The sequence below is a fragment of the Longitalea arenae genome, from assembly GCF_016924755.1.
Classification (GTDB): domain Bacteria; phylum Bacteroidota; class Bacteroidia; order Chitinophagales; family Chitinophagaceae; genus Niastella; species Niastella arenae.
The window spans coordinates 20,966-34,573 of the sequence record NZ_JAFFJX010000023.1; the positions used below are offsets into that span (position 1 = coordinate 20,966).

General features: G+C 49.7%; 9 protein-coding genes. 7 read left to right on the forward strand and 2 right to left on the reverse strand.

Annotated elements, in window-relative coordinates:
• Window positions 1-109 precede the first annotated feature (109 nt).
• Complete coding sequence (locus JT717_RS26085) at window positions 110-964, reverse strand: helix-turn-helix domain-containing protein (RefSeq protein WP_205514155.1); 855 nt, start codon at window positions 962-964, stop codon at window positions 110-112.
• 11 nt (window positions 965-975) lie between these two features.
• Between JT717_RS26085 and JT717_RS26090 the strand changes: the two genes are divergently transcribed.
• Window positions 976-1,362 carry a hypothetical protein gene (locus JT717_RS26090; RefSeq protein ID WP_205514156.1) on the forward strand — a complete coding sequence of 129 codons (387 nt, stop codon included), beginning with the start codon at window positions 976-978 and terminating at the stop codon, window positions 1,360-1,362.
• A 49-nt stretch (window positions 1,363-1,411) separates the two neighbouring features.
• On the opposite strand, the gene JT717_RS26095 is transcribed toward JT717_RS26090, so the two are convergent.
• Complete coding sequence (locus JT717_RS26095) at window positions 1,412-1,768, reverse strand: VOC family protein (RefSeq protein WP_205514157.1); 357 nt, start codon at window positions 1,766-1,768, stop codon at window positions 1,412-1,414.
• A 347-nt stretch (window positions 1,769-2,115) separates the two neighbouring features.
• On the opposite strand from JT717_RS26095, the gene JT717_RS26100 reads away from it, so the two are divergent.
• The 6 genes from JT717_RS26100 to JT717_RS26125 all read left to right on the forward strand — a co-directional run bounded on the left by JT717_RS26100 (window position 2,116) and on the right by JT717_RS26125 (window position 13,487).
• Window positions 2,116-2,970 carry an SMP-30/gluconolactonase/LRE family protein gene (locus JT717_RS26100; protein WP_205514158.1) on the forward strand — a complete coding sequence of 285 codons (855 nt, stop codon included), beginning with the start codon at window positions 2,116-2,118 and terminating at the stop codon, window positions 2,968-2,970.
• 914 nt (window positions 2,971-3,884) lie between these two features.
• The gene (locus tag JT717_RS26105; RefSeq protein WP_205514159.1) at window positions 3,885-4,868 is read left to right on the forward strand and encodes an FHA domain-containing protein; all 984 of its coding nucleotides are present in this window, start codon (window positions 3,885-3,887) and stop codon (window positions 4,866-4,868) included.
• Between the two features lie 90 nt (window positions 4,869-4,958).
• A complete protein-coding gene (locus JT717_RS26110) occupies window positions 4,959-6,458 on the forward strand; it encodes a PP2C family protein-serine/threonine phosphatase (RefSeq protein ID WP_205514160.1) in 1,500 nt (499 codons plus the stop codon).
• A gap of 2 nt (window positions 6,459-6,460) precedes the next feature.
• Complete coding sequence (locus tag JT717_RS26115) at window positions 6,461-8,227, forward strand: serine/threonine-protein kinase (protein ID WP_205514161.1); 1,767 nt, start codon at window positions 6,461-6,463, stop codon at window positions 8,225-8,227.
• A gap of 144 nt (window positions 8,228-8,371) precedes the next feature.
• On the forward strand, window positions 8,372-12,391 hold the full coding sequence (locus tag JT717_RS26120) for an FtsW/RodA/SpoVE family cell cycle protein (protein ID WP_205514162.1): 4,020 nt from the start codon (window positions 8,372-8,374) through the stop codon (window positions 12,389-12,391).
• A 226-nt stretch (window positions 12,392-12,617) separates the two neighbouring features.
• The gene (locus JT717_RS26125) at window positions 12,618-13,487 is read left to right on the forward strand and encodes an FHA domain-containing protein (RefSeq protein WP_205514164.1); all 870 of its coding nucleotides are present in this window, start codon (window positions 12,618-12,620) and stop codon (window positions 13,485-13,487) included.
• Window positions 13,488-13,608 lie beyond the last annotated feature (121 nt).

The following is a 13,608-nucleotide window of genomic DNA, read 5'->3' on the forward strand; positions in this document are numbered from 1 at the left end:
TCGTCTGGGTAAGGATGCCAGTTAAGGCCTGATACCGGGATCAAAATTAGCCGCGGTAAAAACGACAAAATTGTATAAAACGGAAGAGTAGTTGGGGAGGTGCTGTCGATTAAACCAAGGAGAGCAAAGCGCTTTCCGGGGTCTGAAGTTCTGCGCCGCTGGCCGCCAAGGTCACCGGTGAGTTGGCTATAGAATAACTGGATGGCGTAACACCAGTGAACATTTTAAATTCCCGGATGAAATGCGATTGGTCGGAATAACCGCATTCGTACGCAATGGACGTTAATGACGTGTTCCTGGCGCCCACCAGGCGTAAACTTTGTTGAAAACGGCTTATCTGGCTATATAATTTGGGAGTAAGTCCGGTCGTTTGTAAGAATAACTGTTGCATATACCGGGCGGTAATGCCATAGCGCGAGGCGAGGGTTTCCATAGTGTCAAATGCACCTGGTTGCCGGAGGTCAAACATCAGCTCGCTTACAACGGCCACCTTATTCAATCTTTTTCCTGCTTTTGCTATTAGTTGCCCTAAAAAGGCTTCCACCAAAGCGATCCTTTTATTCCACAACCTGGTTTCCAGCAACCGGGTATGTAAGCTATTTACCGTTCCACCGCCAACGGCTCCATAGTCCACCACCTGGTTATTAAAGCTATTTATTTGATCACTCAGCAAACTGGCGGCTGCATGCGGGTGAAACCGAACGCCCAGCATCGTATTCCGGCCCACAGACCGGATGGCTAATGGCCGGTTCAACTGCCCCCACAATTCAATGGCGGGCGTAGTTACAAAGGTTTCGCCGGTAAATGTTTGCCAGTTCCCGCTGCCCAGATTAAAGACCAGTTCGATACAGCCACTGGGAAATACCGTGTCCTCAAATGCCGCCGCGGTTGAGGATGCATACACATAATAACATTTCACATAAGGCTGCAGCGCTTTGCCCGGTTTTATTTCATAGTAGGTCATGGTGGTAACTTTTGTCGGAAGCTGCTTGCTGTATTAAAGATACAAAAGCGCGTCAAAAACGACTGGCTGTCTGTCTTTTTACCCAGGGGGTTAGCTTCCGTCCAGCGAAAATAGGCCGGGCCGGCGGACGGGAATTGGATAAATCGGAAGAAAACACCAGGAAAGGCAAGCCGGCGGTGATGAAAACGACCAAAGCGTCTGAAAAGCCGCTGCGGGCAGCCCTACAAACAGCAAATCGAAATTTAATCAATGGGCAAGGAGTATCTATTCATGCTCAAGCCGCTGACCAAAGTCTCCAGTTTCTATCAGAAAGAGCCAGGCTTCAGTTCCCGGCCTGGGGCGTCCATCCTGCATCTTTGAAGGTCAATGAATACTGGCTTTCAACTTCCGGCTTCTGATTTCAGCGTTCCGGCTTCCGCCTTCCGGCCTCTGCCTTCGAGCCCCGCCTCACCGGGTAACCAGTCCCACCATATTACCCTCCGGGTCGGTAAACCACGCAAACTGCTTGTTATTGGGGAGAATGACCGGACCAACCAGTTTCCTGCCGCCCGCCTCGATAATCTTGGTCAGGCTTTCGTTAATGTCGTTTACCTGGATATAAAACAGCACATAATTGCGCGGGTCATGTCCCAATGAGGTGATCTGCCCCTGAATTCCTTCCTCAGTATTCGTGTTGATCAGCGAGGCCATGGGTACGCCAATGGGCGTCCAGCCAAACAGATCGGCATAAAATGAAGAGGTTTTCGGTAAATCTTTACAACCGATCTCGAAAAAAACAACCGGGTTGGCAATAGGGATTGACATATAATGTATATTTTTTTAAAATAATGTTGTTGGCGTTGTTTGCAGGAGTCGATCGTGTTAGCGCGAAGGATAATGGAACAGTTGCCTACCTATAATTTACTGAATTTTACGCGATCTGACAATTCTATTCTACCCGGGGCGGCGACCGCCTGGTCATCATGTAAATTTCGATTAGGATACTTTGGGTTAACCGGCTGCGAATGTGGATATTATTTATAAATGTTATCAACATGGTTTATTGAATAACTGTCAATATTATCCCCGGCCACAAGCGCAATATTTTGAACTTTTATCGTTATTACAAGCAGGCATCCGTAATATATCTTAGTGGCATTAAATTAAGTCAGATGAAAGCTATGATCTCCTTCTTTGCTGGTATGCTATTGATTGCAAATACCATGGGCCAGGATAACCAACGCCTCGCACATCCTGAAAGCGTGATCTCCGATGGTGAACTTTTATATGTAACCAATGTGGGCAAACCCCTGGATCCAATGGCAGCCGATGGCAATGGTTATATCAGCCGCTTATCGCTCGATGGCAAAGTACTTGATTCCACCATCACTGACATAAAGCTGAATGCACCTAAAGGCACCGCCATCATCCGGGGCGTACTCTATGTGGCCGATATCGACCGCATCGTTGGCATCCAGTTATCGAGCGGAAAAAAGATCGCTGATATCAAACTGGGCCATTCCATAAAATTTGCCAATGATCTTGCCGTGAAAGACGATTTTACATTATACGTATCGGCTACGGATGTTGGTAAAATCGTAGAAGTGAATATCCGGACCGGCATGAAAAAGATAGTGACCGATGTGAAAGGGGTGAACGGCTTACACTATGATAAAGCCACTAAAAAGTTATACACCTGCAGCTTTGATTTCAACAACCTGCAGGGCGGTGAAATTGGTGTAGTTGCCTGGAACGGATCTGTTCCTTCCTATAGTAAAATAGCCGATATCAATGGCGCTTTTGACGGAATTGCTCTGCTCGACAGCAATACCCTGATCGTTTCTGACTGGGTAGCAATGGACAAACCGGCCGGCATCATTCAAAAGATAGACCTCACCACCAAAAAAGCCACCAAACTCGAGATCCCCGCCATCAATGGCCCTGCTGATCTCTACCTCGACCGCAATGAAAGAAAATTGTTCATTCCGGTGATGATCGATAGTAAGATCCTGATACAGCAGCTTTAAAAAAAGGCAAAAAAGGCAAAGGCAACAAGGTAACGAGGCATAAGGTATAAAGCTGAAGGCAAAAAGCTAAAGATTACAGGTAAGCCAACGTTCATTTATAAGCGGAATTTACATAGTAAAGCCCTGACGGTCTACAAGCTGCAGGGCTTTTTTAATGTATCGTATGCCAGGATGGAGAGGCCTGCCTCGCGGTTTCATGGCTCTCAATGAGGTCATCGTCGCCGTTGCACGGCGGCTGACGATGTTGCTGCGTCGCGGTTTCACGGCTCCTGATGATGTTGCGAGTGTCGCCGTTTCACGGCTCCTTAATGAGTTTGGCCGTAGCGGTTTCATGGCTACCCGATGTGCTCCTGCCTCGCCGTTTCACGGCTCCCGACGATCTTGCGAGTGTCGCCGTTGCACGGCTGCTTAATGAGTTTGGCCGTAGCGGTTTCATGGCTACCCGATGTGCTCCCGCCTCGCCGTTGCACTGCTCCCTGATGACGCTGGCCGTTGCCGCCCACGGCTACCCGATGTGCCCGTGCCTCGCCATTGCACGGCCTCTTTCGAAGCGCTTGTGGCTGCCGTTTTACTACCTAGTCCAATAAGGGCCGCCTTTTGTTGATGCAGCCTGCCAATTGCTCCTTTCGTCTGTTCTGCCATCGTTTACACCCGGCAAGCAAAGCTTCTTCGCGATTCACCATTGACCATTGACCATTCACCATTCGCCGCCAACTGTGAACTGAGATTTCCTAAGACAACGTTAAACCACTTGTTTCGAATTGTTAAATCATTTCTGGAACGATTTTCTCCCTAACAAAGAGCATTCCAAACCGATGTATTTTATGTTTTCTTTACGAAGAGGACGTTTCCAAATCAATTATTTTTAAATCGTATAAATGTTCGCTGTTTACCATGTTAAATCAGGCAAAGCCATGAAGAAAAAATCAGGTGATTTTTTTGCAGCCCTTAAATCAATGATCCTGCCGGAAAGCAACGACCAACGCGCCACTACCGGTCCGGTCACCAACAATTATATCTTAAAAGAATTACTCGATTGCTTCGATAATTCCTGCAAGCGCGAATCGGTTGGTAAAAGCCTCCTGTTTAACATGCATTACCTGGTCATTCTTCACCCCGAAGTGTACGAAGAACGCCTGCCTTCCCTCCCCATCATCGTGAAAGAAGCGCTGAAAGCATTTTATAATAAACTGAAGACCTACAAACGGAATTATGATGAATTGTCGCCCGTGTCGTTTCACTGGCAGTTCCGCTTTGCGCCCGGCACCGATTTCAACCAGGAAAAAATAACGGTAGAGGATGTGCGGGTGATCGGCATGTTGACCGGCCTGAAACCCATGGGCAATAGCGGCAGCGAACGACATAATACCGCCAAGGTGACCATGAAGTCGAAAGCGACCAATGTGTTCGACAAAATGGATATCAACCTCGATGTGCTGCGCCACCTTCATTTTGCCGAGAACGGAACTTTTACCGTGAAATTCAATCCCGAGCTGAATGTGACCAATGTAGCGGTCACGAACAACGCCACCCAAAGAACGGTGCGCAATGATAATGGCCTCGCGCGCATTGAATATTACACAGCCGATACCAGTAAAGATGCGGTGTATATTATGAAAGATACCGAGATCGTGATCGCGCGCAAGGAACCCGAGAACCTGGGTTATAGCAATTACCTGCTCATTGAATCGGGTTTTGTAAGCAATCCGCATGCGCGCATCCGCTGGAATGAAGCGCAGCAGTCCTTCCAGATCGCTTCTTTCAGCAATAATGAAACGCGGGTGAACGAAACGGTGATCGCTAAAAGCGAAGCCGGCAGCCCCCGCTGGTTCGACCTGCGCGATAAAAGCCAGGTGCTGCTGAATGGTATGGTAACCCTTACGTTTAAACAGTTGTAAAGTACATGCTCAATACTATCTCATCCATAGCGCTGTTTGTATTTGTGATCGTTTTATTAATACGGCATTTTAAAAACCTGCCACGATAATATGAAAACTATGTTGATCAGTGGCAATACGCATCCCGGAATGCGGCGAACGGAAAATGAGGATACCTATACGTGCCGCCAGTTATGGTCGCCCGATAAGGCCTTACTGGTGGTGGTAGATGGGGTAGGCGGGTATGCAGGCGGAAAAAGAGCCGCTGCTATTGCCAGGGAATCTATTGACCAGTACATGCAAACGCCGAAAGGCGATACGCTCACCATGTTGCGCGAAGCGGTGATCTTTGCCAATAACCGCATTGCCGAAGAGCGGGCCAATAATCCGAAGTACAGTGAAATGTGTTGCGTGTTAACGGCGGCGGTGGCAGATGCAACGGCCGGCGCCGTATGTTTTGTGCATGTGGGCGATACCCGTATGTACCGTTACCGCAAAGGCGTATTGCAAAAGCTTACTAAAGATCATTCGTTTGTTGGACTGCGTGAAGACGCCGGTGAGATCACTGAGCGCGAAGCCATGAGCCATCCGCAACGCAACCAGATCCTGCGTGAAGTAGGTTCCGCCATTCATCGCATCGATGATGAAGACTTTATGCAATACGGTACGGAAGAACTCTTGCCCGGCGATGGACTGCTCTTATGCAGCGATGGCCTTACCGATATGGTCACTGCCAAACAGATCGCGGAGATCCTGGCTACCAGCGCTGCCCTGAATACAAAAGTGAATAACATCATCGCACTCGCTAATGACGCCGGCGGGCATGATAATATTACCGTCGTACTGCTGAAGACCAAAATCAACAAAACCACCACGCAAGCGGTAAGTGGCGCCAAAGTAAAAAAGACCGTCAAAGCAACAAGCGACTCCTCTGATACCACCATTTCCAAATCTCCGGAGAAAAAGAACGGGCAGCTCCCTCCACCTGATACCACGGCAAAGGTGGTTGAGCCAACCGGCAGCAAAACGCCTGTTAAAAAAACAAGTAACAGTAACAAGTGGGTACGCTGGAACGTACTGGTGGTAGTGTTGCTGGCAGCAAGCTCCTGGTTCTTTTTCTCGCGGAAGCATGCGGGGCCCGCAACACCGGAAACCAATACCCCCGATGTGCAACAGGTAACGACGGTTGCCGATACCACGCAGGAAAAACCGTCTTCGATCTTCAGTGGACAACATGCAAAACCGGAAGGGCCGGGTACGGCTAAAGCGCCGGATACGCTGCGTTTATCAGGCACAAAAAATCTGGTGGCTGTTCAACAATATGCCGACAGCCTGGGCAATAGTTTGATCTTGTTGCCAGCCAAAGGAAAGGAAGCTGCGTTTGCCGCGCTGGAAATTAACAAATTATCAGGCAAGGCCGGCGACACTTTTGTCATCAAAAACCTGCGGCTGCAAGGTTTTGAGACGGGCATTAAAGTGAGCATCCCGGTGCATGTAAAACTGGAGAACACATTTTTTGAAAACATTAAGTATCCTGTGCGAAACTATGTTAAACCCGATTCTACCAATAAAACTGGTTCTGTAATAATGACCAGTACAGTGATGCAATAAATATGGCAACATCAATTTTTAAAGAATACTTTAAAGGATACGAGATCCTGGGCGAGATCGGCCGCGGCAATGCCCGCGTGCTGAAAGCCCGGAACCTGGTTTCTGGTAACCTGGTTGCCATCAAACATTTTGCCTTTAACACCGATGCCGATACCCTGCGCCGTTTTCAACGCGAGTCGGAGATCATGAAGAGCATTCAGCATGATCACATTGTTAAAATAGTAGACGTACACCTCGACGCGGAGCTGCCCTATTTGGTGATGCAATTGATAGAGGGTGGCGATGTACGCCGCCTGCTGAAAGAAAGAGGTACCCTGGAAGTAGATACGGTGATCCAGCTGGCGCAGCATATGACGGATGCGCTGGATGCCATCCATGCCAAAGGCGTGGTGCACCGCGACATTAAACCGGAGAATATCATGTATCGCCGTTTGCCCAATGGCGAGCTGCATTTTCTCTTGACCGATTTTGGCATTGCCAAATTGCGGGAACAAACCAATACAGTCACCGGTTCTTCCATGCTCACCTATGAATATGCGTCGCCGGAACAATTCAATCATGCAAAGAAAGTATCAACGCCTACCGATTATTATTCACTCGGTATCGTGTTGTATGAATGTTTGACCGGCTCCGTGCCTTTTTCCTATAACGATGAAGATCTCTTATGGCATATCAACCGCGTGATCGAATGTCCCGTACCGGAACCTGTATTGCCACCCGACCGCTATCTGCCGCCCAGCCTGTTGCAATTGTTGCGCGGCTTAACGGCCAAACAGGCGGTGCATCGTTTAAGTGAGTCGGCCCAGGTAAAACAATTGTTGCAGCTGGCCGCCATTGAAAATGCCCAGGCCCGTTTTCGTCGATCCACAGCCGGTAATACAAAAAAGCTTACACAGGTCTTTACCAAACCCCTGGTGCCGAAAGCGGTGGCCAGTAAGAAGAAGGAAATTGTATTCACCATCCTCGGCGTATTTCTCTTCAGCGCTTTCATGATGGGCATGTGGGCCGTGTTCCCGCACCACGCCGGCCAGAACCCGGAAGATGACAAAACGGCCAGGATCCTGCCGGTAGATTCGGTATCGGTGGAGGAGGTAGCGCATAAAAGCAATCCGGCCAAAAATAAATCCTTGGTAACACCGGTGTCGAATGCCAGTCCTGACCCTGATATGGTGCTGGTAGATCCACCGCCTGTTACGAGTGATGCAGGCGTGAGCCTTTCCAACGGCATGTATTACGATGATTTCACCGGTGATGGCGACAGCATCTGGGATACGGGCAAAGATGAGAACAGCGAATTTAAATTCTCGCATGGAAAATATATTATCAAAGGATTGACCGATAGCCTGACCTATCACGCTACCGTAAAATTCGACCTGGATATAGAAAGGAACTTCAGCATTTCGGCCAGCGCTACCCAATGGGGCAATGAACCCGATGAAGCCTATGGCATCAATTTTTGCGGCAATACCGACAGCGATGCCTATTTCGTGTACTATATCACGGCCAGCGGTTATTACGCTATTGGCGCCATGACCAACGGCGACTGGCACCCGATCGTTAACTGGACCCACACGTCGAATATCCATCCCAACAATGAAATGAATACCCTTTCTATTGAGAAGAAGAATAATTCGATCTTTTTTTACATAAATGATAAAGTGGAGAACGTGTTGCCGTTTACCGGTGGTTATGGAAACTGTTTTGGTTTGCGGGTAGATGGCGCACAGACCGTAGCGTTTGATCAACTAATAGTTAAGGGGTCTCAATAGAATGGTCGCCGGTTACCGGTTCCCGGTTACCGGGCAAACAATCGGAGAACCTGACTATAAGCAGCGTGCCCGAAGTGCAGGTCCTGGTAACTGGTAACCGGTAACTGGTAACTGAAAGCCGGTAACTCCTAATAGAAAAGAAACATGCAAGTCCCCCGAAGCACATATCATTCGAGTAGAACAGAAGGCTGGTGGTTATTGACCGGCGCTGCCCTGTTGATGCTGGTCTTGTTCGTAAAATTGTTTTTTACGCTCACGCCGGGGTTGACCCGTTCGACCGAAGCATTAAAAACTGGACATGCCATTAAGCTGGAAGCCAGTCTTAACAAAGATTCCCTGCGGCATATTTTAACCAACGGTAACTATTTTACCGATGACCGCGATGTGGACCTGCTTGTGGATTCTCTGTACATGCGCCTGAGCACGATCGGTAGTCCCGATAACCTGGGCGCCATCAATAAAAACGCCTTCGGCCTTTTCGCCCCCCTCGATTGGAAAGCGCCCAATGGCGGTGTGGATTTCCAGGGCCGCCTCGAAGCATCGCGCCAGCGCCTGGGCTTCGATTCTGTCTTATATAATAAAGAACTGCATGAACCCACCAATTATCCGGTGGAGGTAAATGTATCCACCGGAAGCCTGGCCATCAAAGGCCGTATTCTTTACGAAGGCGAACCCATGCCCGGCACTTTGGTGCAATTGCGCGAGCATATTGCTACCCTCGATGAAGATACCCTCTACGATCACGTTGTATATGCGCGCACCAATAACAAGGGGGAATTTCAGTTCACCGGTCTGCAAAAAGATTCCGGCTATAGTGTATTGCCCCTGAAACCCGGCTTTGAATTCGGCGGCCGCCAGGGCAGTCCAAGCCTGGCCAAAAACAAATCAGTTAGCTTCACCGCCAAACCGCATAAAGTAAGGCTGATCGGTCCCATTGCTTATGGCCAGATCAAAGAAGATGGGGTACTGATGATCCGGACACCCGAGGAATTTATTACTTCCTACTGGTTGATCGCCGGTGGCTGCATCCTGGCATTTTTTCTCGCCCATATTATTTTGTGGCTGCGCAAAAAAGAACCCGATCCATTTATCCTGCCCCTGCTGCTCTTGTTATGTGGCATTTCAATATTGTTATTATTTAGTATCCAGAACCCGCTCACTGATACCTTACATGCTGCACAGGCCTTGCAAGGCGTTATTGTTGGGCTGGCCGGTTTTGTCGCTTTTGCCCTGATCGATATCCGGAAATTATATACCCGCTGGTGGTTCGATGCGCTCTTCAATTTTAAAAGCAGGAATGTATATGGCTTGCGGGGCTGGACCTGGCTCGTGCTGGCCATTGCCATGGCTTTGTTGACCCTGCTGGTAGGCACCGGTCCGGAAGGCAGCGGCGTTAAAGTGAATATTCAATTGGGGGGCTTTACTTTTCAGCCCAGTGAAATAACCAAATATCTCCTGCTTGTATTCCTGGCTGGTTTTTTTGCTGCCAATGAAGAGAATATCCGCAATTTATCGGATATCCGCTGGCGTTTCCAGGTAAGCATCGGCGTGCTGCTGGGCACCGGTTTGCTGCTGGCCCTCTACCTGCTCATGGGCGATATGGGGCCTGCCATGGTCATGTGTTTTACCTTCTTATTCTTCTTCAGCATAGCGCGGGGTAATTTATTATTGACGGTTTTGGCGGGTGTGCTGTATTGTCTCTTGCTGAACTGGCTGCCCGGCTGGCTGGCTACCGCCATCAGTTTTGCCGCGGTGATCATCACCATGATCATCCAGCGCCAGATCAAAACCGTGAAATGGTATGGGGCCCTGGCCGTGCTTGCAGATGCGCCCGTGATCGTGCTGCTGGTGATCGCTGCCTTTGCCTTTGGCGATCAGCTGCCGGGCATTGGCGACCGCCTGGCCGATCGCAAATCGATGTGGTTAAGCCAGTGGGATAATGACGTTTTTGGCGGCGACCACCTGGCGCATAGTTATTGGACACTCGCTTCGGGTGGCCTCACCGGGCAAGGCCCCGGGCGTGGTTTTCCCAATACCATGCCTGCAGCGCATACCGATATGATCCTGCCAAGTATTGGAGAAGAACTGGGCTGGCTCGGACTGGTTGCCGTATTCCTCCTGTTTGGGATGTTGATCCATCGCTCTTTCCTGCATGCGCGCAGGGCCGGACAACCCTTCAGTTTCTACCTGTGTGCGGGTATTGCTATTGCTACCGGTATTCAATTCCTGCTCATCGCCGGCGGTTCCATTGGCCTGCTGCCCCTCACCGGCGTTACGGTTCCTTTTTTAAGTTATGGCAAGATCTCGCTCATCGTGAACCTGGCCGCCATGGGCATCGTGGCGGGCATTTCTTCCCGGCCCGGACTGGCCATTCAAACCCAGCACCTGCGCAAGTATTACGATTTCGTACTGGGCACCGGTATTCTCTTCTTCCTGGCAGGCATAGCCGTATTAATGGTGAAGTTGTACCAGGTGCAGGTAGTAAATAGTAAGGAAATACTCGTAAAACCAGCCCGCGTGATCAATCGCAACGGCTTACCCATTTATAGTTATAACCCGCGCATCGATAAACTGACCCGCGTGCTGGCTGCCGGTAATATCTATGACCGCAACGGACTGGCCATCGCTACGAGCGAAGCCAATACCATCCGCAGCCAGATGGAAACGTATCGGTCTGCCGGTCTTGATACCCTCCAATTGCAGCAACTGGTGCAGAAAAGGGTACAACGCTTTTATCCGTTTGAATCGGCTCTTTTCTTCTGGACTGGCGATTATAATAACCGCCTGTTCTGGGGACAAAGCAATGGCTATTTTGCAGAAGCGCGCCACCTCACTGCCTTGCGTGGTTATGCTACCAGTCCGGAAAAACGCGACTATATAAGCACTGAATACCGGCCCGATAAATTCACCAAACCTGTACAAAAGACGATTAAACTGGTCAGTTATGATTATACGCCGCTGGTAGAAAGCCTGCAATCGGGTATTGACACTACGAATGAAGCGGTGCGCGCCATCAAACATAAAGACCGCGACATTCATTTGACCATCGATGCGGCGCTGCAGAAAGAGATCCAGGATTCCCTGCAGAAAAGCAATTTCAAAAATAACCGCATGGCGGTAGTGGTCATGGATGCCGCCAGCGGCGATCTGCTGGCATCGGCCTTGCATCCCTTGCCCAATTTGCAAATGCCCGATCTGATGTTATTGCCAGACCGGGAACGCAACAAACTGCCGAAACCCGTTACCGATCGCGACCTGGGTATGACCTATGCAACGGCGCCCGGTTCAACTGCAAAAATTCTGACCGGCCTGGCCGCTTTTAATAAAATGGGCCCCGATGCGGCCAAAGTAAAATATACCGATATCTCTCGCAATGAGATCTTCCGCGATAATCCTACCGAGCAGGAGCCTTTTATACCAAAAGTGAATTATGTCGACATGCGGGAAGCGATCATTAATTCAAGCAATATCTTTTTCATTCGCATGGCGAATGAGAACAGCCTCGAAGACCAGATGGCGGCGCTCTACCAGGCAACGGGCATGAATATCAATCAACGGGGCGGTTATGATTATGCGCCGACCATGAATAAGGAAAAACAATCCGAAGACCTGGCCAACTGGCGGAAGGAGGTGATGAACCATGACCGGCGTGCTTATAATAATCCACGCCTGCAGGGCACCAAGAACCGCTATCGCAGTCCGTTTTCGGGGCTGGCCTGGGGACAAAGCACCCTGACTTCCACCCCGGCGGCCATGGCCCGCATGGCGGGCGCCATTGCGAATAAGGGCGTGCTGATGCCGACCAGGTATTTACTGAAAGAGGCCGGTACGCGGCCGGCAGCGGCCACGGGCATCGATCTGGCGGAGGATACGGTGTATGCAGGTATGCTTACACGGTATATGATCGACCAGAGTAATCAGCCGGGCAAACAAAAGATAAAGAACATCGTGGTGGCGGGAAAAACGGGTACGCCCGAGCGGGTGATCAATGGGGAGATAGAATCGGATGGCTGGTATGTGTTCTTTGCGCCCACACCCGATCAGCGTTCGCGCACCGTAACCTGTATTAGAATTGAAAGAGGAAAAGGATCCTCCAATGCCGTATTGGTGGCCAATGCCATTGCGAAGGTGTTGGAAAGGAGGGGGTATATCGTTTCTTTTTAATGATTGTAGTAAGGCGATGTCTTACTGGTTAAAAGGCGTTGCCGGTTGCCCCGGTCACCAGTTACCGGGTACAGGTTGCCGGTTACCAGTTACCGGTTCCCGGGCCCTGCATTTCGTACGCTTAAGCAGGTGTCGGAGATGCTGAATTATTAGACCCGGCGACTGGGACCCGGCGACTGGTAACGTTATAAATTAACCTGGAGCTACCATTAAATCAATAACCATAATGATAAAGTTTTTAAAACGTTTATTAAGCAATCCCACCCCGGCGCCATCGGGCACTGAGCCGGGGCCGGCCAGCGGTCATACTCAGCCAGGCCTGAGCATCCCGGCTACGCGCACAAGGCGGGAAGAGATCATCCGCTTTATCATCAATGGCCTGAAGCCATATATCGATGAGAAGGCGCATACCATTGCCGGATTGCGTTTATACGTGTTATGCACGGACAAGGAGCAGGAAGAGATCCTGGAAGTAGCGCTCTGCACTGATACGCCCGGCATGTTCCAGAAAGACCATCTCGAACGCAAGCTGGTGAACAATTTCATTCAGCTCTCGACCGGTTGGTTCTTCGAATACCATCCCGTAAAAGATAAACTGCCCGACTATTGCATTACGCAGGGCGCAATGGGTTTGGAAGTGATCCGCCGTGGCCAGGACCTGGTGCAACACTATTCCATCGCCCGCCTGCAGGTACTGGCCGGACAAACTGAACAGCCCCAATATGAGCTGAACCCGCAAAAGCAGTTGAAATTTAATATCGGCCGTACTTCGCATCCGAAATTATCATCGGGTAAGATCCACACGAATGATATTGTTTTCTGGGGCCAGGACGACCCGCTGTTCGATGCGCAAAAAGCGGCGCCCAACCTGCACGTGAGCCGCAATCATGCCTATATTCAATACAATCCGCAGTTGGATAAATTCTTCTTATTTCCCGACAAGGGTGGACTGCCCGAGAATGGCAATAAAACGAGAATATATACGGCGGATGATAAAATAAAATCATTGAATGTGCCCGGCGTGGCGCATGAGCTGCAAAGCGGAGACCAGATTGAATTGGGAGGAGCGGCGATCTTAGTGTTTACTCAGGGTTAAGTAATGAATTGAGGATATAGCTTGAAATGTGCTGATTTGCTAATGTGCTGATTTGCTAATGTGCTGATGTGCTAATGGAAAACCAAAAAGCAATGTGATAATTAGCTAATGTGATAATGTG